The sequence below is a fragment of the Sediminibacillus halophilus genome (assembly GCF_900103695.1).
Taxonomy (GTDB): domain Bacteria; phylum Bacillota; class Bacilli; order Bacillales; family Amphibacillaceae; genus Sediminibacillus; species Sediminibacillus halophilus.
Map to the genome: position 1 here is coordinate 174,032 of NZ_FNHF01000003.1, position 24,766 is coordinate 198,797.

Below are 24,766 nucleotides of genomic sequence, written 5' to 3' on the forward strand. Positions count from 1 at the left end.
CATAGCCGTAGAAATAGCAAAAAATATAAGCGGCAATTTAAAGGAAAGGAAGGAGAATTAGCTTAGCTGTCGAAATAATCTTTAGCCTGGTTCCCTTTCTATTAATATTCCAACTGCGATTCAATTCTGGAAGAAGGGTGCCATCCGTTCTTTCACAAGATTTGTTTCGTGCTTAGTTATAAGGTCTAGATATCTTCATTGACTAGTTATGCAGGAAGAAGTCTTTAATAACAAAATGTTTAAAGATACCCATACATTAAACCTCTGAATATTTTACACTTGGAAACAATCCATGTTAACTCCACGGACTCACTGTTTCGACATTCACTGGACAAGCTCAATGGGTTTAAGCCCGCATGCTCATCCTCATGTTCAAACAAAAGTGCCAAAAGGCAGTGTAGCGTCATCAAAAATTTTGGTGCACCATGTTGATTCCACCTTTCACTGCTAGTCCCAACTATCATACCTGGCCTTTCAAATTTTTGAATTATCTAAAAATAAATACTGGTTTGTCTCATATAAATATACAGAAGCTGTAAAGAATCAAGTTTTCAGACAAGGAGGTGATTAAATTCACCATTTTGTAAGCGCTTCAAAAGATGGGTGGTTATAATCTATTGGTCGGTAAGCCATTGGCTTGATAATTAAGGAAAAACAAAGGAGGCTGGACAATGGGAGAACCAGAAAGAGTACAAACGCTTGATGACAAACAGAATTGGTACTGGAAGAAAAACATCAAGCTTATTTCGTTGTTACTAGTAATTTGGTTTCTTGTTGGGTTAGGTGGAGGCGTGCTTTTTGCTGCTCCTTTAAATGAAGTTCCCTTTTTCGGGGTCACGTTGTCATTCTGGATTGCACAGCAGGGGGCTATCCTGGTTTTTATCCTGTTGATTTTAAGCTATGCCATCAGAATGGACAAATTGGACCGGGAGTATGCTGAAAAGAAGCATCAATAAAAAGAAATAAATTCGCAGGGAGGTATGGCATTGAGTGTAGAAGCAATCACCATTATCATGGTGCTGATTACGTTCGGTCTCTATACAGGGATTGGCTGGTGGTCGAGGGTAAAGGATACATCCAGCTTTTATGTGGCAGGACAAAATGTCCCGACGGTGGCGAACGGTGCTGCTATTGCTGCGGACTGGATGTCCGCTGCTTCGTTTATTTCCATGGCGGGACTTGTTGCATTTTTAGGATATGATGGAACCATCTATTTGATGGGATGGACTGGCGGATATGTTCTTTTGGCCTTATTATTGGCACCATACTTAAGGAAGTTCGGAAAATTCACCGTACCTGATTTTATCGGAGACCGGTTTTATTCCAGTTCTGCCCGGACGGTCGCAGCGATAGCGACAATCTTTATTTCACTGACCTATATTTCAGGACAAATGCGCGGTGTCGGCATTGTCTTTAGCCGTTATTTACAAGTAGACATTATCATTGGTGTTTTAATTGGAATGGCCATTGTCGGTTTCTTTGCCCTGCTTGGAGGGATGAAAGGAATCACCTGGACACAAGCTACCCAATATTTTGTCATTATCATCGCCTTTTTAATCCCCGCAATTGCCATTTCGCTACAATTGACAGGAAATCCGGTTCCACAGCTGGCTCTTACCGGCAGTGATATCGTCGATCGGTTGACTTCCATTCAAATCGACCTCGGTATGACAGAGTACATGGCGCCTTTCACCGATTTATCTATGCTTAATGTCTTCATGATTACACTAGCTTTAATGGCCGGAACAGCTGGGCTGCCACACGTCATCGTCCGTTTTTATACCGTCAAAAATGTCCGGGCCGCCCGTTGGTCAGCAGTGTGGGCGATTATTTTCATTGCCCTGCTTTATTTAACCGCCCCGGCAGTGGGCGCATTTGCGAAGTATAACCTGATCAGTACCATTGCCGACCAACCGCTTGAGGAAGTGCAAGATATCGACTGGGTAAACAAATGGGAAACAACCGGTCTGCTGCAATTCAATGACCTCAACGGAGATGGAATCGTCAATTTTTCAGAAGGGGATGCAAATGAAGTCGTCATTGACGGAGACATTATTGTTCTCTCCACGCCTGAAGTTGCCAATTTAGCGCCGTTTATTATTGCGCTCGTGGCAACAGGTGGATTGGCGGCTGCCCTCTCGACCGCTTCGGGGCTGTTGATCACCATGTCGAGCGCAGTCTCTCACGATATCTATTACCGGATATTTAATAAAGAAGCTTCTGAAAAACAAAGATTGCGAGTTGGCCGTATCACCTTATTGGTCGCTCTGTTGATCGCGGCTTATGTCGGAATCAATCCCCCAGGGTTTGCCGGAGAGGTCGTTGCCTTGGCATTCGGGTTAGGTGCGGCGAGTCTGTTCCCGGTTATCCTGCTCGGAATTTTCGATAAGCGGATGAATAAAGAAGGGGCCATAGCCGGCATTCTAACAGGCTTGATTTTCACGCTTCTGATGATCGGGCTGATTCTCTCGGAATCCATCTTCGGAACCGAGGGAGCTATTTTGGACAGCTTCTTTGGCATCAATGCGCAAGGGGTCGGTGTTATTGGAATGGCATTAAACTTTATCGTGAGTTTCATTGTCTCCAGAAATACGCCTGCACCTCCAGTGGAAATCCAGCAGCTGATAGAAAATGTCCGGGCACCTGAAGTCGACAGCGAGCTGGAAATCGCAGCCACGACAGAAGATAACTAGTTAGCCAATTGGCGAGAAGGAGGCGGATACGTTGGATCTAGTAAATATCATCGCCATTTCGGCAACAGTGCTTGTATGGTTTCATCCTTGGATGGGGCTGCAGACCTTTCGCAAAGCAATCGGCATCACGCTGTTTTTGGAGCTGTTTTACCTGATAGGCTCTTACGCGTTAGACTGGCCATTTCCAACTCCACTGGTGCTCATCCAGCTTTTTGTGGTGACGGTATGGGGCGTCCTGCTAGGAATCGCTTTTTCACGTATCTGGCCACTGCCTTCTCACAAAGGCTTTGAACGTATCTTTCGCACCTTCCTGGTGGTGATCCCGGCACTGGGACTTGGAATGGGATTACAAGTGCTCTTGCAGGGTGCTCAGGCCACACAAGCTATTTATCTGATTTTTGCATTGTCGGCATGGCTTGGGTCTGGTCATTTTATCAGAAGAACGGTGACTGAGGAGTATAGCTGAACAGGTTACAGAAAAAAGCATCGGCAGTCATCTGCCGATGCTTTTTAATCAAATATCTCTACTGCTGAAAATAGATGGATGCTTCAAACCCAACATACAGCTAAACCAAGCTTTCTCAGAACCTTAAACTAGAAACATTCAAAGGATCTTTGCAGAGTCTTATTGTCTGTCCTGCTTACTATCCAAAATTGACCGAAGTTCTTTAATATCCTCATCGGACAATTCCTCGTCCTCCATAAACTGAACGAGCATCGATTTTAATGTCCCATCGTAAAATCGTTTCACAAAAGATTCTGTTTTAGCTCGCTGGCATTCGTTTTGAGAATAAAGTGGATAAAATGTATAGACTCGCTGGTCCTTGTTAACGCCGATGACCTCTTTTTTGGTTAGTCGATCTAATAGCGTGCGCACTGTTTTTGGCTTCCAGGTTGTTTGGTCCGGCAAAGAGGAAATGATTTCATTCGCTGTTTGCGGCGCTTTATTCCAAAGCACTTTCAACACTTCCCATTCCGACTCTGAAATGCTGGGTATCTCATTTTTCATGTGAATCCCTGCCCTTGCCTTTTTAGTAAATATCTTTGTCTTTTAAAATGGATTTTGTTATCTCAGCAGCTATACTGCCATTTGCGTGATGGTTGTTTTCAATATTGGTTGCAAAGAAATAAGTGTTGTTTTTCGTTTCTACATATCCGATGAACCAGCCGTTCACGTTTTTTCCGTTGACCGTGCCTGTGCCGGTTTTTCCATATAGTGCTGCATGGTCTTTTGACTCCAGCTTAATGGATTTCTTAACGAATTGAACATGCTTCTCCTTGAACTTAAATTGGTTTGTATAAAAGTCCTTGAGCGTCTGTACCTGTTCAATTGGAGAAATCTTTAACGAAGATTCCAGCCAGTATGTTTCCAATCCTCCGGACAAATTTTGATTTCCGTATTGTATCTTTTGAACATAGGCTTGGATATGATGCCTTTGTATCTTTTTGTCCAGCTCCTGGAAATACCAAGACACGGAGTTTTCCATCGCAGTAGATAGATTTTGATTTTGGTTCCAGGCTTTATATGGATACGGTGTGCCGTCCCACTCCAAGGAAGTCTGCCCGGGTGTAATGACACCGGAGTCTAGTGCAAATAACGCATCATAAATTTTGTATGTGGAGTTTGGTGAAACCCTTAACACACTTTTCTCTTTATTATAGATATGGTATTGTGCTTTCTGCAAATCGTAAAGGACAAAGCTGCCATCATACCCGTCGAAAAAATCGTTTAAATCTTCATAAACTGTCTGTTTGTTTTCAAAATTGATTCGATCCTCTCCGTAAGACATGGCCGAAACAACTGGTATCTGGCAAACGACCACTGTTGCGAGTAAGCTGAAAACCAGAATGCTTTTTATTTTTAACCGTCTGGATTCTGTTTTAAAGGCAGCAATCCGCACAATCCTTTCTTTTAAGTGCTGCTTGGAACTGGCGAGCTGATTGACCATGGCAAACCGGCTTGCAGAAATGGACTTCTCCGCGAACTTGATGATGGTGTCTCCATATGCTGCATAATTGTCTTGATCGAGTGTTTTTAAGACGGCACTGTCACAGGCGATTTCCCGGTCTAACCGCATTTTTCGGAAAGCCATCCAAATCAGCGGATTATACCAATACAACATTTGGAACAGGACAATCAAGTAATTCGTCGCAATGTCTTTATATTTCACATGATGTAATTCATGAAGAAATATGTATGTCAGTTCATCGTCAGATAGCCATGCTTTTGCATCACAGGGTAGTATGATGTAGGTTTTGAAAATACCAAACGTCATCGGCGAATTTACGAGCGGTGAATCCGCCAGTACAGTTTTTTGCGAAATATGCAGGCGTTGCCTACATTTATCGAATATGGTGAGTACTTCCTGATTCGTTATCGTCCTGGAAGACTTTTTGACTTGGTTCAGTTTCAACCATGCATGCAGGTTCAGAGCAACCATAACAAGAATGCCAGCAATCCAGGCAAAAGTCAGGATTTGATTCAGCCATGTCACGTCAAACCGATTGACGGAAATGGAAAAATCGTGCGCCCAATTTCTTCCGTTTTCCGTTATGAGATTCTCTGTGGAGGGATTGGCCGGTGATAGATTGTTATTTTGGTTGCGATTCCACACGAACGAAGATCCAACGTTCAATAAATTCGCAGGGAGAAAGGGAAGTGTTAGTGCAGGCAGCAAAATAAACCATAAATTGTATTGCCATTTGGATGATAACTGATTCTGAAAAATTTTCCGGATCAGTACGATGGCAATGACCACGAAAGACGATACAAACATGCATACAGCCAGGTGGAAGTCCGGCATTCTATTCATCTCCTTATCCGGAACCGATTTGTCCATGTTGTTGTTAGAAGGATAAACAAGGCAGGCAACCTCTGCAGTATGATAAATAGTATACTATTTTTGATAAAGAAAAATAAGTACAAGAATGACAGGGTATGGTAGAAACGGCCAACAAAGCGGAACAAAGAAAGTTACACACATGCCAGTTCTTTCCGACATGTGTGCTCCTTTTACTTAAAAGCGTTTAGTGTGACTTCAGCTGCCCTTGCAACTAGTTCATCGTCATACTTTGCGTCCTTTTTCTTATGCCGGGACATTACTGCTATGACGATGGGTTCTCTCCCTGGTGGCCATACAATGGCAATATCATTCCTTGTGCCGTAACTTCCCGCCCCGCTTTTGTCCCCGACTGTCCACCCTTCCGGTTTGCCTGCACGTATTAGTGCATCGCCTGTTGCATTTCCTTTCATCCAATCGATAAGTAACTCTTGTTTCTCACGCGGAAGGAAATCACCAAGTACGACTTTTCTCAGGTTGTTGGCCAAGGCTCTGGGTGTGCTGGTATCACGTTTATTCCCTGGTGAGAATTCATTTAATTCAGTTTCGTACCGCTCAGGCTGTGTAACATCATCGCCGATTTCACGCAAGGCTTGCTTATAGTTCTCCGGACCACCAAGAGCATTGAGTAACAAATTGCCGGCAGTGTTATCGCTTTTTCGAATAGCCGCCTCGCTTATTTCTAAAAGGGTCATGCCAGTATCCACATGTTTCTCCGTAACAGGAGAATAAGTAACCAAGTCATCCTTACCGAAGGTCACGACCTTCTCAAGATCTTTGAGGTCGTTTTGCTTCAGCAAGAATGCTGAAGCGAGTAATTTGAAGGTGGAGGAGTAGGCGAAACGTTCGTCCGGATTGTATTTGACGCTTTGATTCGTGCCCGTATCAATTGCATAGACCCCCAGTCGGGCGTCAAACGCTTCCTCGATTTGGGAGAATTCTTCATCTAAATCGATGGTTTTCTCTGATTTCTTTTTTTCATTGGGTGAGGCATCTGTTTTATTTTCTGCGTTTGAACATGCCGCAAGCATTGCTATACATAGCATTGCTACACATAGCAATGCTATGTATAGTGTGAATTTCATCATCTTGAACTTGTTCCGGGTTGTTTTTCTCATCATGATTCCTTCTTTCTGTCAAAGTAAACTACTTCACAACGGGTCAACGTTACATTAAGCATTTATCCCTCCTATCCTTTTGATTACATCTGTAATACAATACTACATATGTAATCAAAGGAATGTCAACCCTAAAATAAACTAATCGCAAGTGAAAGGGAGGAAATAGGCATAAACCTTCGGGATGACGAAATGGTGTATGATGTTCGGGTAATTGGAAGAAAGATGATTGATAAAGTGTTTGATTAATATTCCATCACGGAAGGTGTTAAATAAGTGATCTGTTTGCGAGGGAATTAATGGAAGAGGAAATTACTGAACTTTCGACCACGGTATATTAACCGGAAAAAACTCCAATTGATTAAAAGCAATTGAAATAGATGGATGCCTCGAACCTGGCCAGTCGCGGTTTTTCAAACGCCTTGCTATTGTTTATCACCTTTTCATCACTTCTCATCTATTGCTACTCCGAATAGATTGCTCAACTTTGTGATGATTTCATTTCTAATAAAATTCTGTCCATTCTCCCCCTTTGAAATCGACTGCCGGCTTCTTAGTGAACGAATTTGCAGGATAAGTAGAAACCAAAACTTTTTTGTGTGTAAACCAATAGGATGGATTTCAGAGCTATATGGATGAATTCATGAACTGAATAGATATCAATATAAAGTGTTTTAGCAAGGATCTATGAATCTTAGAGTGGTGTCCGTAAAGGAAAAACACTGCAGAGATACTACAAAAATGGAATGGATATAGATGAACCTTGTACTTATCCATGAATCTATAAATTGTATAAAATTTATTTTTGGCTCTAAAACGATGACCCCTCCTGTATTTACTTTACTGATTATATAGAGTACTCTACGAATCGTTTCAATATAAGGACTGGAGTGAAGTTTTCTAAGAAAAATGTTCGAAGCAAATCTTGATTTATAAAAATCGGGCAAACGCTTGTTTTTTCATGCCAATTGAAAATTGAATTGACACACCCAAAATATTACAAAATACCTCTCAAAAAACTTTTAATACTAATAATTTTACAAAAATATTAAGATGTCGATATTTTTTTAAATTTGAAGCTTTTATAGTTGTTAGAAATAGGAGTTTAGCTTTGTTTTAGTAGGAATAATTGCTAGTTAGAGAAGTAGTTTTTTAATTAAGTTTTTAAATTGAGAGGTGATAGAGGATGAAACGAGCATTTTCAACAATACTTATAGTAATAGTGATGTTCTCAAGTTATGGTTCAACTGCTTTAGCAGCAATTCAACAATCTTCTCAAGACCCCTTTCAAATGGAGGTTGTAGGAAAATCTTCACATGATAAAACTGTCGTTAGATTCGCTTCGAAAGATAAGAATACACACCGAGCAGAGGTTAAACTTCCAACAAAGGCCAAACTTAATATTCAAAAGTCAAAAGAATTCACAAACGAGGATATTAGACTATCATATGACAAAACGAGCCACAAAGTCACTTTTGAGCAAAAAGAAGAGGCGACACTTATTAATTCTAAAATCGTCTTAACCAACTTGAAAGAAGGGGACAATACTATCTTAGCTCAAGGATACTCGAATGGGGAGAAACTATCTTCTCAAAAATTAACTTTTAGTGTTGCTCCCCCTTCATCTACTCCTAATAACAATATAGAATCAGAATCTCCAAACACAGAATTATCAGATGAAAATCAGGTTAATCCCTCCCAAGACAAACCAGCCCAAGAATCTAATGATGCTGAAGGAGGCATCACTAATAAAGAGGGTTCTGAACAATCCAATGAACAAAAAAAAGAAAAACAAAACTCTCACGACAGTTCTAAGGAAGAACAGGCTAATACAGATACTGAGGAAGAAAATAATAATAATAAGCAACCAAGGGAAAAGGAAGAAGCAAGTGAACAAGGCGGAAATAAACTGGGAAAAAGTCAAAGTAAAGAACCGACAGAAGAAACAGGGTTAGAAGGGGAAAGTAAAAAAGAGCAAACAAATAAAAGGGAAATAAATGAAGAAAAAGAAACTGTAAAAGTCAGCAGTCTTAATAACATTGGAATCTTATCAGGAAATCTCAATGTGGATATCGATATCTCTCCACAATATGAATCGGTGCTGGCTGGTAAGGCAGCTGCGTATAAATTAGTGTTTAAGACTACAGGATCCTTGACTCAATATACCGATGCGGAAGTATCTATTGACCTTCCTATAACGAATTTCACTTCTTTTACTCAGGATCTCGAAGAGTTAAAAATTAATGGAGTTACTCCTACATATGACGCTTCTAGTCAGCGGTTGAATTACAACCTCGGCAATATTGCATCAGGACGTACTTATGAAACGGTGTTGAAAATTAATACGGAAAATGGAGTTTCTCCGGATGGTTATGGACTAGATGCTACTGCAACCTTCATGGCCAATGAGCAAATGCCGGTTTCCGATGACGCCACTGTCGACATAGAAGCATCCAAGTCTGCTAGTGTGTCTAAGCAATTCCTAGAGGTCCAAGATAATGATAGAAACCTTGTCTCTCCAGGGGCGAAAACACTTTGGGAGATTGAGCTAAATATCCCTAAAAAGGAATCGGGGGAGATGTATCTAAAAGAGGATTCTCAAATTGTGATGACAGATATCCTTCCTGAGGGATTATCCTATGATTCTATGAAATCCGGTCCAGAACCTTCTCAGAATGGGAATCAATTAAGCTGGACGTTTGAAACCCCAACAATAGAAGAACAATCAAATGCAGATAAACAGATATATTCTCAAAAGGTGCAAGTATGGTTAACTGCAAATCAAGGAACAGCTGGTACAACGCAAACAAACCAAGTTGAGACAGAAACAACGTATATCGATGATTCAACGAAACGAACGGTTGGCGAAGATAGTGTTACCGTCGTAGATTCTGATCAAGCAAATGGAGAATTTGAAGGAAACTATTTAGCACCTGTGCACCTCGGTCCTGTGGACGGAGTAGGGAATGCGGCCTCCTTTGATAATAAGAATCCCAACCCTGTTGTGTATGATGATGCCTTATTAGGGTTTGAACACGGGATTGCTCCCTTACCGGAAAGTGAAGCAGGGGATTTTGAACAATATGTAACAGTGTATGACATTGACCGTGATTTAGTTTTTGAAAAATTAGATACACCTGGCGGATTCCGATATAAGCCTACTCGCGATTCCCCAAATGGTGTACCTTTAAATGAAGATCCGCGCTTTAATATTGTAGCGTCTGTAAATGGAGAAGAGCAGACGCTTGTGGAGAATGCGGAAACAGATCGTACTTATACTCGTGGAGATTTCGGACTCACAGAAACAGATGAAGTAGATTACATTAAATACGACTTTACCTACGCTCCTTCAGGAATGTTGAATATTGGAAGAGCTAAGTATTATTTTTCCGTCAAGGAAGGCACGACGGGCGAAGTCGTTAATACTTTTAATGTTTATGGGATAGATGGGGATGGCAATGCGTTTAATAAGCATTACGACGAGGATTCACGAGATTCCGTAGCTGGACCTCGAAGTGCTACTATAGCTACCAAACCAGAGGGTCAACCCCCTATTGCTACAGTTGGAGTGAAATTACTCGAACAGAATAATGGAGAGGTCACTTCTGGTGATAACCGCATGCAAGTTGATTTGAATAACACTAACAACTCTCCCTTAGCTATGAATGAGAAGCTTGAAACTGTAGTACTACTGCCCCCGGGAGTGACAATAAAGGATCAACCGAACGCTGACTACATTGACAAGGACGGAAAGTCAAGTCAGGCTACAACATCAGCTGCGGGAGGATCTTACGAAGTTCTAAGTAATAATTTTAATGATAGTGGACGTCAACTTGTCCGTATTTCCTGGAATGATAGTATTTTACGCCCTGGGAGCAGCCTTTCTGCCCAACTAGATATCAATATACCTGAGGATACACCAAATAACTTGATAATGGATGTGTATGGTTTCTCGGGGGACGAGCAGTTAGATGTCCCTGATAACGATGGGGATACAACAGATACCATCCTTGAGACAGATGCAGGAGATTTGAATGAAGATGATGTAACCGATGAACCGAGGCTGAAATCTGGTAATACCTATTTTATGCGTGGTGAATATCAAATTGAAACAGAGAAGTTAGTAAAAGGTGAATTGGATGAGGAGTTTTCCTCATTTGGTAAAACAACTCCGGGAGGAACCATTGATTATCAGTTAAAGTTGACCAATTCAAGTGGTAAAAATATATCTAACTTGACATTAATCGATGTTTTGCCATCAGTCGATGACTTAGGTATTACAGATAATGTGGAACGAGGAAGTCAATTTACTCCTACGTTCAATGGAGCTATTCAGCTCCCAGATTCTTGGACGGATAGGGTGGAGGTCTTCTATAGTACCGTAGAGAACCCAAAACGGGATGATTTAACTAGGTATACGGATTACCCTGAGACAACTGAACCTCTTAATAATCCACTAGGTGCACAAGAACCGAATTGGATGACTGCAAGTGAGGTGAACGATTGGTCAAATATTCACTCATTCAAGATTCAATCCAAAGAGGATACGAAATGGTTGGTTGGTGAAGATATTACGATTGGTTTTTCCATGCAGGCACCTGATGCATCGGATGTGCCGAAATCCATCCTTGATGGTTCTGTCGATCCTACTTCAAGAGCAGCATGGAATTCCTTTGCTGTTGCAACTGATAAAGGGCAACCTGTAGAACCTTTTCGTGTTGGAGCTTACATGAACTACGATAATATGGTGGAACTCACAAAGAATGGCGAAAATGGCAAGGTCCTTTCTGGAGCTATATTCGATCTTCAAGATAGTGAAGGGAATGTAATTCAATCGGGGTTAACTACTGGTGGAGATGGAAAGATAGTCGTGGAGAGCTTATTTACAGGAGATTATCAGTTCGTGGAAACGAAGGCTCCGAAAGGCTATAAGCTAGATGAAACCCCGATTCCATTTACCATTGAGGTAGGGCAGTCAGAGGCCGTAACAGTAACTGCCGAAAACGAATTAATACCGGGCTCTGTAGAATTGACCAAGGTTGGAGAAGAAGGGGAGACTCTGGAAGGTGCTGAATTCAAACTATTGAATGAAAACGGAGAAGAGATTCAGAGTGAACTTACCACCGACGAAGAGGGGAAACTGGTTGTCGAGAATCTTAAACCAGGGAACTATCAATTCGTGGAAGTGAAAGCACCATTTGGTCATGAATTAGATGAAACCCCGCTACCTTTTGAGATTGCGTTCAACCAACAAGAGCCAGTACAGGTGGAAAAAGAGAATGAACGTCAAACATCTGCCGTGGAATTGACCAAACAAGGAGAAGGCGGAGCCCCCCTTGAGGGAGTCACTTTTGAATTACAAGATCAGGAAGGAACGACTTTACAAGGAGGATTGACTACCGATGAGAACGGAAAGCTAATGGTACAAGGTCTTAAACCAGGAAGCTATCAGTTCGTGGAAACTGAGAGTATCGCTGGTTATGAGCTGAATGCAGCCCCGATTACGTTCGAAATCGAGTTAGGTCAGAAAGAGAAAACAACGGTAGAAGCTATTAACAAATTAACACCGGGCTCTGTAGAATTGACCAAAGTTGGAGAAGAAGGAGAGACTCTTGAAGGTGCTGAATTCAAACTATTGAATGAAGACGGAGAAGAAATTCAGAGTGGACTGACCACCAACGAAGAAGGGAAACTGGTTGTCGAGAATCTTAAACCAGGTAACTATCAATTCATAGAAACGAAAGCACCTTCCGGATATCAGCTAGATTCTTCTGCTGTACCATTTGAAGTTATGAAAAACCAGAAAGAAATAGCAACAGTAACCGTAAAAAACGAGAAAATAATGGGTAGTTTACAAATAATCAAGGTTGACGATCAAACAGACAAGACTCTTCAGGGTGCTGTATTTGAGGTGAGAGATAGTGATAATAAAGTTCTATCCACTCTCAAGACAAACAATATGGGTATGGCTCGGTTAAACTTCCTAGTCCCTGGCCAATACACTTTAGTGGAAACGAAAGCACCTGAAGGGTACGAGCGATTAAAAGAACCGATCACCTTCACCATTGATAAAGAAAAATTAAGTGCGAAATTGGTTATCGAGAACGTTGCTATACCAGAAACGCCAAAAACACATGATGAATCACCGAAAACACCCGACACACCTGAAAAAGAACCGAAAACACTTCCCCAAACTGGAGAAGAATGGCTGAGAACCCTATTTCTATTAGGCTTGGTTTTAGTAGGAGTGGGAGGAGTTTTACTTATCGGCAGCCGTTATGAACGTGTTGAGGAATAGATAAGAAAGGATGAGTTTGTTGAGAGGAATTAATAGAAAAACCGGAATAGTGTTGCTATTCATCGGACTCATTCTTTTATCCATTCCCTTGTATTATGAATGGAAAAACGGTCAAGAAGTAGCTGCGATGGAGAAGGCACTTACAATGGTTTCTGAGTCACAAGGAGAACCTGTAGAACTAGATTCGATAGAAAAATTAACCGTGCCTAAAGAACAATTAAATGATGTACTAGATTTGGAGATTCCTGCAATTGATTTAAAACAAAAAGTTCTTCCGAAAACTACAGAGGAAAATTTAAACGTAGCATTAACCCAAATTAAACAAGATCAAACGCTCGGTGAAGGGAATTTTACAATAGCAGGACATAGAGGTTATAGAAATGGCCGTTACTTCAGTAATTTGCCTGATGTACCGATTGGGGCAGATATAATTGTGTCTAATGGAGGACAGAAGTTTGTATATGAAGTTAAAAGTTTAAAAAAAATCAAACCAACCAATGTAGATATCCTGGAAGACGACAAAGTGAATGACAAAATCACTTTGATTACTTGCACAACAGATGGAAAAAAACGTATTGCCGTCCAAGGTATTTTAAAATAGCACTTAAAAAAGAGAAAAGAGAGGGTTTTCTCCCCTCTTTTCTTCTATTTTATTCAGATAGTTTAGGGAATAGTCCACCTTCGCTTATACACTAGATTATTACTTCAACCTCACTATATATGCTAGGTATCTGAAGAATCTGGAGTGTATTCAATAATCCTTCCAAGAGGTGAATCAACGAATATGGTAAATATATTAAATGAGGCAAGTGTGCAATGTACGGATAGTACTTTAAAAGTATCAGAAATAATTACAAACTTCATTAAAGAACAAGGTTGTACAAAGGTATTCGGTATCCCTGGCAAAAGTATCATACCACTTATTTTCTCTATAGATGATAAAGAAATGGATTTTGTCTTATCCCGGCATGAATGCGGTGCAGGTTTTATGGCTACTGGCTATGCCTTACAAAACAATACTTTGGGCGTAGCTATGGGAACTTCTGGACCAGGAGGGACCAATATGGTTACTTCTGCTGCACAAGCTTCTGCTTTTAATGCACCGGTGTTATTTATAACTGGACATCCCCCACTTAGTCAATCAGGGAGAGCACTAAGTCAAGATTCTAGTATTTTTGGTACAGATTTAGTGGATATGTTTAAATCAGTAACTAAGTTTAGTGCAAAGGTAGAAAGTGAGGATAGCATCAATCTATACTTACAACACGCTTTAGAAAAAGCTATGATTGGTCCGAAGGGTCCTGTACATCTATCTATCCCTTTAGACATACTTCAAAAAGATACGACCTCTAGTCAGCTGAACTATCTCAAGGTAGAGGACCCTATTATTTCAGGAAATATGAATAAATTTTTCTCCCTATTAGAAGAAGCCAATCGTCCAGCGCTATTGGTTGGAAAAGGAGCACATGGGGCACATGCCTATCCAGAAATACAACGTTTAGCTGAAACATGGAATATACCTGTCATGACTACCCCGGGTGGGAAGGGAACATTCATTTCCAACCATCCCCTTTCATTAGGAACCTTAGGGCTGGGGGGAGCACAAGCAGCTTCTGATTATTTAGACGAAGGGGTGGATCTATTAATTGTGATTGGCTCCAAGCTTAGTGATATGTCTACAGCTAGCTTTCATGAAAACAATTTCCCGGAGAAGGTTATTCAATTTGATATTGATTCAACCTTTGCGGGGAAATCCATGCCATCAGAGATATTAATGATAAATGGGGATGCGAAAGAAAATCTTCAATATATACTTCAATACACTCCTGAAAGACCTAAACAGATTAAGATCAAAAATGAAATTGAAGCAGGAGATGGTCTTAACGATAATACGTCTGGTAGCAGTGAATATTTGTCAGCAGCTAGGTGCATGAAAATCTTACGGTCTCTTTTACCTCCTGAAACAATTACTTATGGGGACGATGGAAGTCATACCTTCTATGCACTAAGGCACTTCAATGTTTGTAAACCAGGTACATTCTTTTTTGATGATGTGTTTGGGGCCATGGGGAATGGTATTGGACTATCCATTGGTGCAAAGTCAGCTCGGCCAAATGAAATTATTACTTGTTTCACTGGAGATGGCTGTCTTTTTATGCATGGTATGGAGATTTCTGCAGCAGTTTGTGAAAATTATCCAGTCATTATTTATGTCTTTAATAACGGAATGTATGACATGGTGGATAAAGGAATGAAAACCATTCATGATAAAACCGTAGGGGCGAAGTTTTACACAGAGATAAATGCAACTGAACTGGCGACCTCATTAGGTGCAATAGGACGTCGTTGTTTCACTGAAGAGGATATTGAAGAAGCAACCTTGCAAGCTTTGGAAGAACAACATCTGCCAACCGTTATAGAATTAATGGTCCAGAAAGATGAAATGCCACCAATCGAATTAAGATTTAAATAGAGGGGGGGAAGAAATAATGGATAAACAACAGTTAGGTTGGGGAAATATTGAAGAAATAGCAGGAGATAACGGAGTTAAAGTGATGAAAGAAGTCCAAAACTTTTCTCCGAGATTTGCTAAATTAGCTTTAGAGTTCGGATACGTAGATCTTTATTCTGATAATACGCTAGACTTAAAGCAAAGAGCACTAATTACCCTTTCTTCCTTGATTTCACAGGGAGAGCAAGGTACTGATTTAACTTTTCACTATCGCGTAGCATTGAGGGCGGGTGTTTCAAAAGATGAAATATTAGAGTTAATAATTCATTGTAGTGGCTACGCTGGATTTCCTAAGGCCATGACAGCATTATTTATTTTTAAAGAGACTTATCAGAAGTTTAAACAAGAAAACCCTGGCTATATGGAAGAATAATGCTGTAGACTCGTTAAAAAAGCTGGCTCATTAGAAATAGCCAGCTTTTTTAAATCCATTATGCCGAACCTTGGTAGAGGATATAATTACCCGTACCATGAATTAGTCCGGTAAAAGAAGAAGAGTTATTATGTAAGTTAGTCAACAAACATTATAAATCTTTGGCTAATATAAAAACGATGATCATTAAGGAAGATTACAGTTTTTTCATTGTAAACTTAGTAACCATTATCTATCATTTTATTTCTGTATTCTAGGGGGGTACACTTATTTTTCCTTTTGAATTGGAAGGAAAAATAACTTTGGCTCTCAAATCCCGAATAGTGCGCAATATCCACTAGTAAATAAGATGAATTCTTTAGAAAATATTTCGCCTTTTTAAGACGCTCTCCTAAAATATATTCTTGCAGGGGAATGCCTACTTCTTTTTTAAATAAAGAAGAAATATAACTTGGGTGACGGCCACAATAGGTTGCTATTTGTTTTAACGTAATAGAATCTGTGAGATGATCTTGGATATAACTTACTGCCGTTCGCGTTGCTTTTGAGTGCCCTTTCACTAAATATTGCTGAACTTTTGTTAAATAGGAAGACAATATTCTTAATTCATGTTTGATATAATGGTTTTGATCCTTGGGATATATTTTTGTTTCTATCTGTTTAACAAATGATTCTCTAAGTTTAATCATTTGTTGAGGGTTACATCCTGCTTCAATAGCCTCCTGAGTAAGTGTAGAAACAAAAATCATTAAATTATTTTTCATATATCGAATGTTGAACAGGTTTAAGTATTGTAATGAAGAAGGCCGATATTCTTGAAATATTTTAATACATCGCTTATCTCCTTTTTTAAATAACGATAAAAACTCCGTTTCCTGCTGATGAGGGTAGTACAATTCTTTTTCTTCGGTGATTTTTTGATGGAGGGTTATGTCATCGAGGATTTCTTTATTATTGGCTATTTCCTCTTGCTGAGAACAAATTCCTAAGTAGAGAATTTGTTTATATCTTTCCACTTCTCTTTTGGATAATTTAGAAATCTTGAAGGAATACTCCAGTTTAATGGGACACTCTACATTTAGTTTTTCTCCAAATGTCTCTGTATTATTCTCTCGTAAATAAGGTCCAATGACAAACATCCCTTTATCAGAAAAGGGGTCTGGCAGAACTATAAAACAAATATTACTTAGTTTTATTTCTTGTGCATTCAAATGAGAGGTGTTGTTCCGTATTCTCTTTTCTATTTGGGAGAAAATCTGGGGATTAGAAGCGTTAATTTTATTACAGGTATATGAATCCGCCAGCTTGGAATCACGAAAGTAGTAAGAAGGTAAATTTGAAGATAGATAAATTAAGTGTAATTTCTTCATTATAAAATGGCTATTTTTGTTTTTCTTAAGTTTACTCATTTCTGTACCCCTACCTTCCCAAGTATAATTGGCAATAATGTTTTCTGTATATCGCCTTACCTTTATTTTCTAACAATAATTGCTAATTTGTTAAGTGACGAAAGTCATAAGTTAAGAAAAGAGTTTCCGTGGAAAAATGTTACAAAAGTAATAAAGAACACTTTTTAATTCCGGAACAAGAAGTAATACACCACCGGTATTTGAAAGAAGTATAGAGTAAGAAAATCCGGGTTTACTAATATACAGGGTAGAACAAATCAACAAAAAGTAAATTAAAGAAAGGTTGTTCTCTGCGGGGCAGATAATTATTATGGCTCCTAAAAGCATCCCCAAATAATTCCCACTGATTACCTAAACTTATCTCCACGACTGTGCCCAAAATGACTGATAGGATCAGCATCATTAAGATGAGAATGATTTTGCTTCTTAGGGTTTTGAGGTTTAGTTCTTCTATTGACATTCCCATTCTCCTTCATTCTTTTTTACGTGTTATTAGGTAAATAGAACTATATTTACGAAAGGGTTCTAAAAAAGACATTTAGCGAACATAAGTGGTTTGGTGTAAAAACAGATTTTCTAACTTAGAGTGAACCAATGATGGCTGGGTGACAATCTGCCTTTAAACCACTCTGAATGTGAAAAAATACTATTAACCTAGGATTCTGTTACTGAAACACGTAAATCTCTAGGGAGCAGTTGAAACATCTTGCTGTAAAAGTGCGTATAGTAAATAAATGGGAGTAAAGGAGAGGAAGAAGTGTACCAGGACATTTTTGAAGAGGTTATTAGTATCTTGCATAATGATTATGCTGGTTGTCTGGATAAGCAGGGATGGGATAATCCGAACTTCTATCGCAAGGAAATAATAGAAGGGCAAAAACAAAAAGATTTAGACGATGATCAATTTATCCGTATCGTTCGTGATTATCTGTTGGATTTTAAGGATTTACATATAAGTTTTCGTTACACGGATAAATTCAACAACCATGAAACAGAGGTCGGTTTTTCCACAAGAAGATACAAAGATTCTCTTTATATACTGTCTGCTGGAAAAGAAAATCGTTTAAAACCAGGAGATAAAATTATCGCCTTGGACGGTAAAGCAATTGAAGACTTGGTAGAAATTCACCAAAGACAACTGATGGAGACGGAACCAGAAAGAGAAAATTGGAATACCATTCTTCCATTATATAAAACCATGGAAATAAAAGATGTTACCGGCCATGAATACCATTTAGATATCAAAAAATTTGAAAAGGAAATTTATCAAGGACTATACACTTTAAAAGAAATATCCGAAGGAACATTGCTTTTAAAGGTAACAGACTTTTTGGATCAGCAAGCTATTACGCAATTAGTTACAGAAAACGAATCTTCGTTAAGCAAAAGCAGGAACCTCATCATTGATGTGCGTGAAAATAAAGGTGGTAGTGACTTAGCTTTTTTTGAATTACTCCCCTTTATTTTTAATGGCAAGCAGATAGACCTGAACAGTTTTAATCAAGATAAGATGTTGACCAATTGCACGAGCCGAAATGTCGCCCTCCGCAAAAAATTACTAAAACAAGTTGCTGCCTCCATTCATGATGCAACCACTTTGAATCAGATAAACACCATAATCGGGGAACTGGAAAGTAATAGGGGGAGGGGTTTTGTTGAGCTTGAATTTGGCAAAACGGAGGACAGCTTGGTGATAAATACAAAACCTGGTCCCGACAACATCGTTTTGTTAACGGATGTATATTGTGGAAGCTCGGGTGATTCATTTGTGGAGGTGTGTAAAAACTCCTCTAAGGTTACGGTAATAGGAAGACCTACATTAGGTTTAAATGATTATGCGAATATAGCTGCAAAGAGCTGGGCAGACAAATTTGAATTATGGTATCCAACGTCTAAGTTATCTAGAGTTGATGAAGGGGTCGGGGTGAGTGGAATTGGGATAAAACCGGATATTTACGTTCCTTGGACTCCAAGGCATATCAAGGAGGATGTTGATCTAAAAAGGGCTATTAACCATTTATCTTTAAAGTAAATAATTTCCTTTTACCGGGCTGTATGTAGTCGATGACTAGTTAGGACTGATTAGTAATTGATAACAATGGGTATTTACAAGGGAAAGTACCACCTAGAGGGAGTGCAAAGTTAATGTTTTGGAGACCAAGGCATAACGGTGCACTTTCCTTCTCTTTTTGGGATATTTTTCATCCCAAAGCCATGCAGGAAATCCAATGGTAAATGGAGAAAAGGATGAAAGGACTTGCATGCAATAACACAATGGCTGCTTATATATTTTCACACGTAAGGCGGAGCATCGAAAGGGGAATTATTCGTTTTGAACACCAAATACTTAGACTTGCTAGCCCAGAAGTACAATAGTGAAGAAAAGGTAGTAACGGAGATTATCAACCTGGAGGCTATTCTCAATCTGCCCAAAGGGACCGAGCATTTTGTCAGTGACCTTCATGGCGAATATAAAGCCTTTCAGCATGTATTAAGAAATGGATCAGGCAAAGTAAAAGAAAAGATAAGCGACCTGTTTGCGAAGGAGTTATCGGAAGAGGAAATTACTGAATTTGCGACATTGGTATATTACCCGGAAGAAAAACTCCAGTTGATTAAAAGCAATTTCAACAGTACGCAGGAACTTAATCAATGGTACACGGAAATGATAGAGCGGATGATCAAGCTGATTTCCTATGCTTCCTCCAAGTATACCCGTTCCAAGCTAAGGAAAGCATTGCCAGAGCAGTTCGTGTATATTATCGAGGAACTGTTGTACAAAACAGATGAATTCACCAACAAGAAAGAATATTATACAAAAATCGTCCAGGAGATTATTTCGCTCGGACAGGCAGACAAGTTGATTATCGGACTTTCTTATACAACCCAAAGGCTGGTTGTCGATCACCTTCATGTCGTAGGCGATATTTACGATCGGGGGCCAGAGCCGGACAAAATAATGGAAACGCTGATCAACTACCATTCTGTCGATATTCAGTGGGGTAACCATGACGTGCTGTGGCTTGGCGCTTTTGCCGGATCCAAGGTTTGCCTTGCCAACATCATCCGGATATGCGCTCGCTATAACAACTTAGGTATCATCGAAGATGCTTATGGCATCAATCTCCGGCCGCTTCTCAACCTTGCTGAAAAATACTATGACGACAATACGGCTTTCCGTCCGAAGAAACAGCCGGAGGAAAAGTTGTCCGATTATGAAGAATGGCAGATTACGAAAATTCATCAGGCAATCACCATGATTCAATTCAAACTCGAAAGTCCGATCATCAAGCGTCGCCCATACTTCAATATGTCCGATCGGTTGTTGCTCGATAAAGTTGATTACGATAAAAACGAAGTGACGATTCAAGGAGAAACGCACCCAATTGAAAACCCGTGCTTTGCCACAGTCAATCCAGAGCATCCGGAAGAACTGTTGGACGAAGAAGCAGAAGTGATCGATCGGCTGCTGTTTTCTGTCCAGCACTCGGAAAAGCTGGCCAGACACATGAAGTTCCTAATGAAAAAAGGCAGTCTTTATTTGAAATATAACAGCAACCTGTTGATTCATGGCTGTATTCCTTTGGATGAAGATGGCAATATGGAGAGCATGGAGGTGGAAGGCAAAAGCTACAAAGGCCGGGAGTTGTTTGATGTTTTTGAGCGCAATTTGCTGCATGCCTTTGCCCATCCGGAAGAGACCGATGATTTGGCGACAGACATGGTCTGGTATTTATGGACCGGAGAGTCTTCCTCTTTATTCGGAAAAAGAGCGATGACCACCTTTGAAAGGTACTTTATCAAAGACAAGAAAACGCACAAAGAGCAGAAAAATCCTTATTACCATTTACGTGAACAGGAAGACATTTGCCGGAAAATTCTTGAAGAGTTCGACATGGACCCGGATCAGGGTCATATCATCAATGGGCATACCCCGGTAAAAGAAATAGAGGGGGAAAATCCCATCAAAGCCAATGGGAAGATGATTGTGATAGATGGAGGCTTCTCCAAGGCATATCAGCCGACAACGGGAATTGCGGGCTATACGTTGTTATACAATTCCTACGGTATGCAGCTCGTCGCCCACAAACATTTTAATTCAAAGGAAGAAATCCTCCAGAACGGGATGGACGTATTATCTGTGAAACGACTGGTTGATAAAGAATTGGAAAGAAAAAAAGTTCGGGAAACAAATATCGGCGAGGAATTATTACAACAAGTGTCTATTTTGAACGATTTATTGGAGTATCGGTATTTGAAATAAGAAAGATTCTCCCTTTTTGAGGGAGTTAAGAGTAAATAGCAAAAAGCCAGGCCTAGGTAGGCTTTGCTTTTATCTTTTTATTGGTGATTCCCGCATTTTCCTGGAAAATAGGTGATTGGTTACCCTGGAGTGTTGCATCCGAAAAGTAATGGTGTATCAATTGTTTTAATCTTCCTTCCAATGGATATACAATGAAATAAAATGACTTGAACAAGGGAGGAACAGTATTCATGAAATCACTAGAAGAAGCGTTAAATCATAAAATAGGACTGGGCACTGCCCCTTTGGGAAATATGTTCCGGGAGGTTCCGGAAGAGGAAGCGCAAACCACGATTCAAACTGCCTGGGATCAGGGAGTAAGATATTATGATACAGCCCCTTTTTATGGTGCCGGCCTGGCGGAAATGCGCGTCGGCGAGGTGTTATCCAACTACAATCGGGACGATTACGTGATAAGCACCAAGGTCGGGCGTTACGTCCTCGATGAGAAAGAAGACAAAGAAGGGCTGTTCCAATATGCCCGAGACAATAAAGTCGTCACCGACTATACCGAGGATGCGACGAAGCGGTCGATCGAGCAGAGTCTGGAACGGTTGAAGACAGATCGTTTGGACATGGTGTTTGTTCACGATGTTTCTCCTGACTTTCATGGAGAAGAGTGGACTGCGAAGTTTGAAGAGGCCAGAAAAGGTGCCTTCCGGGTTCTGACGCGTCTTCGAGAAGAGGGTGTCATTCGTTCCTGGGGTCTTGGGGTAAATACCACAGAACCGATTGAATTGGCGATGATGCTGGAGGAAACCCAGCCGGATGTCTGTCTTTCGGCTACGCAATACACTCTATTGCAGCACGAGCATGCCTTGCAGCGGATGATGCCCACGGCAGAAAAGAAGGGCATCGATATAGTGGTCGGAAGCCCATATAATTCCGGAGTATTGCTTGGCGGTGACCATTATAACTATGAAAAAGCCGGCCCTGAAATTTTGGATCGGGTAAACCAGTTAAATAAAATCGGCGAGAAATACGATGTTCCATTAAAAGCGGCAGCACTTCAATTTTCGTCTGCCCATCCTGCAGTCAAAGCAGTGATTCCTGGCTCAACCCACCCAGGAAGAATCAAAGAGGACATCGAGATGATCCAACGGGACATACCGAAGGAGTTCTGGAACGAGTTAGTGGATAAAGGCTTTGTGTCAGGGAATGCTCCATTGCCAAGCTCGCGCTAGGACCATAGAGCAGGAAGAAGGAAAGGGGCCGTCAAATTGGTCCCTTCCTTCTTATTGTTTCCTCCTAATTCCTTTTTCTTCCTCATTCAAAATCCCTTCTATTAGCAATAAATATTTTAATCTTTTGATAATAGTGATAAACTAGAGAGGAGATAAAAATATTTGGAAAAGATGTAGAACTTTGTCGAAACTAACCTTGCTGTTGTAAACGCCTTCGCAGAAGTACCTACATCTTTAGCAAACGTTAGGGAGTTTGAAGGTAAAATGAGCAAAACATATACGAAAGCAGACGTTATCTTAATTGGTGCAGGAATCATGAGTGCAACGCTTGGAACGTTGCTGAAAGAATTAGTGCCGGAATGGAACATTCGTGTATTTGAGAAGCTTGATAGCGCAGGAGAGGAAAGCTCGAATGTCTGGAACAATGCGGGAACCGGACACTCTGCATTATGTGAATTGAACTACACACACGAGAAACCAGACGGATCGATTGATATTTCCAAAGCTATTAAAGTGAATGAACAATTTCAGGTGTCCAGACAATTTTGGTCTTACCTTGTCAACAACAAACGCATTGATAATCCTCAGGAATTCATCATGTCATTGCCCCACATGAGTCTTGTCCAGGGGGAACGAAACGTGGAATTTTTAAGAAAGCGTTTTAAAACAATGGCGGACAATCCTTTGTTTGAAGGAATGGAATTTTCCGATGACCCGGAACAATTGAAAGAATGGATTCCGCTTATTATGAAAGAGCGGACAATGGAGGAGCCAATCGCGGCAACGAAGATTGATACAGGAACAGACGTCAATTTTGGTACATTAACTCGGAAAATGTTCCGCCATTTGGAAAGCAAGGGACTCGAGGTAAATTATAAGCATAGTGTAGAAGACATCAAGCAAACAAGCGAAGGCGATTGGGAAGTAAAAGTACAAGATATGGAAAATGAAAAAATAGAATACCACACGGCGAACTTTGTCTTTATCGGCGGTGGAGGCGGGAGTTTGCATCTCCTGCAAAAAACGGGCATACCGGAATCCAAGCATATCGGTGGATTTCCAGTCAGCGGTCTCTTTATGGTGTGTAATAATCCAGAAGTCATCGAACAGCATCATGCCAAGGTGTACGGAAAAGCAAAAGTCGGTGCACCACCGATGTCTGTTCCGCACTTGGACACACGGTTTATTGATAACAAAAAATCGTTGCTTTTCGGGCCGTTTGCCGGATTCTCGCCGAAGTTTTTGAAAACAGGGTCGCTGCTTGATCTGGTAACATCCGTGAAACAGGATAATCTGGCTACGATGGTCGCAGCAGGGGTGAAAAATGCTTCGCTTACCAAGTATCTAATCGAGCAAGTGATATTATCCAAAGAAAAGCGGATGGAAGAGCTGCGGGAGTTTATCCCGAATGCGGACAGCAAGGACTGGGATTTGGTTGTGGCCGGCCAGCGGGTACAGGTTATCAAGGATACCGAGAATGGCGGCAAAGGAACGCTGCAATTTGGAACAGAGGTAGTCACCTCTGCGGATGGATCAATCGCCGCTCTGCTTGGTGCTTCTCCAGGTGCTTCGACTGCTGTGTCCGTCATGCTTGAAGTCATCGAAAGGTGCTTCCCGGAGCATCTGAAGGACTGGGAATCGAAAATCAAAGAAATGATCCCGTCTTACGGCGAAGCCCTTTTGGAAAAACCGGAGCTGATTCGCGAGCTGCAAGTCTCTACAGGCCGTACGCTTGGACTGGCAGACGCAGCGGTTGTCCATAACAAGTAATAGAAAGAAGGAAGTATAAATGACGAATTGGCTCATTTATACTTCCTTTTTAAACTGTGTGACTATCCACTTTGAAAAAGTGAAAAGGGGCGTTTGGGAGAAAATATCGCTTTTTATATCACTTGTTTTATCTAGTCTCGCAGCATGGTTAAATCTCTTTGAACATCGCTATTTGCGTGGAACGGTCTTTTCTTTGTCGTTTTATTGGATTTGGCAAGACAATTTAAGACAGCAAGAGGGTAGCAAATCCCATGAAATCTGCGTAG

At 40.6% G+C, this 24,766-nt stretch carries 15 protein-coding genes and 1 pseudogene; 11 read left to right on the forward strand and 5 right to left on the reverse strand.

The genetic code is table 11. The features are described 5' to 3' along the window. Positions 1 to 671 precede the first annotated feature (671 nt). From BLR82_RS11450 to BLR82_RS11460, 3 genes are read left to right on the forward strand one after another with little or no spacing between them, the layout of a single operon-like run. On the forward strand, positions 672 to 956 hold the full coding sequence (locus BLR82_RS11450) for a DUF4212 domain-containing protein (RefSeq protein ID WP_074599469.1): 285 nt from the start codon (positions 672 to 674) through the stop codon (positions 954 to 956). 30 nt (positions 957 to 986) lie between these two features. Continuing rightward, the gene (locus BLR82_RS11455; RefSeq protein WP_074599471.1) at positions 987 to 2,693 is read left to right on the forward strand and encodes a sodium:solute symporter family protein; all 1,707 of its coding nucleotides are present in this window, start codon (positions 987 to 989) and stop codon (positions 2,691 to 2,693) included. A 31-nt stretch (positions 2,694 to 2,724) separates the two neighbouring features. After that, positions 2,725 to 3,159, forward strand: coding sequence for a hypothetical protein (locus BLR82_RS11460; protein WP_245693791.1), 435 nt, complete (start codon positions 2,725 to 2,727; stop codon positions 3,157 to 3,159). A 159-nt stretch (positions 3,160 to 3,318) separates the two neighbouring features. Here BLR82_RS11460 and blaI read toward each other — a convergent pair whose 3' ends face one another. From blaI to bla, 3 genes are all read right to left on the reverse strand, one after another. Continuing rightward, positions 3,319 to 3,702, reverse strand: a complete 384-nt coding sequence (gene blaI, locus BLR82_RS11465; RefSeq protein WP_074599474.1) for a penicillinase repressor BlaI — start codon at positions 3,700 to 3,702, stop codon at positions 3,319 to 3,321. Between the two features lie 22 nt (positions 3,703 to 3,724). Continuing rightward, positions 3,725 to 5,497 (reverse strand): BlaR1 family beta-lactam sensor/signal transducer, encoded by a 1,773-nt coding sequence (locus BLR82_RS11470; RefSeq protein WP_074599476.1) that lies wholly within the window; start codon positions 5,495 to 5,497, stop codon positions 3,725 to 3,727. Between the two features lie 209 nt (positions 5,498 to 5,706). Continuing rightward, positions 5,707 to 6,651 carry a class A beta-lactamase gene (gene bla, locus BLR82_RS11475; protein ID WP_083334827.1) on the reverse strand — a complete coding sequence of 315 codons (945 nt, stop codon included), beginning with the start codon at positions 6,649 to 6,651 and terminating at the stop codon, positions 5,707 to 5,709. 1,186 nt (positions 6,652 to 7,837) lie between these two features. On the opposite strand from bla, the gene BLR82_RS11480 reads away from it, so the two are divergent. The 4 genes from BLR82_RS11480 to BLR82_RS11495 all read left to right on the forward strand — a co-directional run bounded on the left by BLR82_RS11480 (position 7,838) and on the right by BLR82_RS11495 (position 15,834). Further along, complete coding sequence (locus tag BLR82_RS11480; protein WP_074599478.1) at positions 7,838 to 12,949, forward strand: SpaA isopeptide-forming pilin-related protein; 5,112 nt, start codon at positions 7,838 to 7,840, stop codon at positions 12,947 to 12,949. Positions 12,950 to 12,968: 19 nt separating this feature from the next. Next, complete coding sequence (locus tag BLR82_RS11485) at positions 12,969 to 13,550, forward strand: class D sortase (RefSeq protein ID WP_342721505.1); 582 nt, start codon at positions 12,969 to 12,971, stop codon at positions 13,548 to 13,550. Positions 13,551 to 13,733: 183 nt separating this feature from the next. Continuing rightward, positions 13,734 to 15,422, forward strand: a complete 1,689-nt coding sequence (locus tag BLR82_RS11490) for a thiamine pyrophosphate-binding protein (RefSeq protein WP_074599480.1) — start codon at positions 13,734 to 13,736, stop codon at positions 15,420 to 15,422. A gap of 16 nt (positions 15,423 to 15,438) precedes the next feature. Further along, positions 15,439 to 15,834, forward strand: coding sequence for a carboxymuconolactone decarboxylase family protein (locus tag BLR82_RS11495; RefSeq protein ID WP_074599482.1), 396 nt, complete (start codon positions 15,439 to 15,441; stop codon positions 15,832 to 15,834). A 218-nt stretch (positions 15,835 to 16,052) separates the two neighbouring features. Here BLR82_RS11495 and BLR82_RS11500 read toward each other — a convergent pair whose 3' ends face one another. Continuing rightward, complete coding sequence (locus BLR82_RS11500) at positions 16,053 to 17,243, reverse strand: AraC family transcriptional regulator (RefSeq protein ID WP_074599484.1); 1,191 nt, start codon at positions 17,241 to 17,243, stop codon at positions 16,053 to 16,055. 235 nt (positions 17,244 to 17,478) lie between these two features. Next, positions 17,479 to 17,703, reverse strand: coding sequence for a hypothetical protein (locus BLR82_RS11505; protein WP_074599486.1), 225 nt, complete (start codon positions 17,701 to 17,703; stop codon positions 17,479 to 17,481). A gap of 333 nt (positions 17,704 to 18,036) precedes the next feature. Between BLR82_RS11505 and BLR82_RS11510 the strand changes: the two genes are divergently transcribed. The 4 genes and pseudogenes from BLR82_RS11510 to BLR82_RS11525 all read left to right on the forward strand — a co-directional run. Further along, positions 18,037 to 19,275 carry a S41 family peptidase gene (locus BLR82_RS11510; protein WP_245693792.1) on the forward strand — a complete coding sequence of 413 codons (1,239 nt, stop codon included), beginning with the start codon at positions 18,037 to 18,039 and terminating at the stop codon, positions 19,273 to 19,275. Positions 19,276 to 19,575: 300 nt separating this feature from the next. Continuing rightward, positions 19,576 to 21,507 carry a fructose-1,6-bisphosphatase gene (locus BLR82_RS11515; RefSeq protein WP_074599491.1) on the forward strand — a complete coding sequence of 644 codons (1,932 nt, stop codon included), beginning with the start codon at positions 19,576 to 19,578 and terminating at the stop codon, positions 21,505 to 21,507. 230 nt (positions 21,508 to 21,737) lie between these two features. Next, positions 21,738 to 22,730 (forward strand): aldo/keto reductase, encoded by a 993-nt coding sequence (locus BLR82_RS11520; RefSeq protein WP_074599493.1) that lies wholly within the window; start codon positions 21,738 to 21,740, stop codon positions 22,728 to 22,730. Between the two features lie 252 nt (positions 22,731 to 22,982). Beyond that, a pseudogene (locus BLR82_RS11525) lies at positions 22,983 to 24,500 on the forward strand (malate:quinone oxidoreductase); the annotation flags it as partial. Between the last annotated feature and the right edge of the window lie 266 nt (positions 24,501 to 24,766).

Excerpts from the sequence above, each read along its gene's own strand:
- BLR82_RS11520 (WP_074599493.1), top strand. The coding sequence starts at position 21,738 with ATGAAATCACTAGAAGAAGCGTTAAATCATAAAATAGGACTGGGCACT.
- BLR82_RS11470 (WP_074599476.1), bottom strand. The coding sequence starts at position 5,497 with ATGCCGGACTTCCACCTGGCTGTATGCATGTTTGTATCGTCTTTCGTG.
- BLR82_RS11495 (WP_074599482.1), top strand. The coding sequence starts at position 15,439 with ATGGATAAACAACAGTTAGGTTGGGGAAATATTGAAGAAATAGCAGGA.
- BLR82_RS11450 (WP_074599469.1), top strand. The coding sequence starts at position 672 with ATGGGAGAACCAGAAAGAGTACAAACGCTTGATGACAAACAGAATTGG.
- BLR82_RS11505 (WP_074599486.1), bottom strand. The coding sequence starts at position 17,703 with ATGTCAATAGAAGAACTAAACCTCAAAACCCTAAGAAGCAAAATCATT.
- BLR82_RS11490 (WP_074599480.1), top strand. The coding sequence starts at position 13,734 with ATGGTAAATATATTAAATGAGGCAAGTGTGCAATGTACGGATAGTACT.
- BLR82_RS11500 (WP_074599484.1), bottom strand. The coding sequence starts at position 17,243 with ATGAGTAAACTTAAGAAAAACAAAAATAGCCATTTTATAATGAAGAAA.
- BLR82_RS11480 (WP_074599478.1), top strand. The coding sequence starts at position 7,838 with ATGAAACGAGCATTTTCAACAATACTTATAGTAATAGTGATGTTCTCA.
- bla (WP_083334827.1), bottom strand. The coding sequence starts at position 6,651 with ATGAGAAAAACAACCCGGAACAAGTTCAAGATGATGAAATTCACACTA.
- blaI (WP_074599474.1), bottom strand. The coding sequence starts at position 3,702 with ATGAAAAATGAGATACCCAGCATTTCAGAGTCGGAATGGGAAGTGTTG.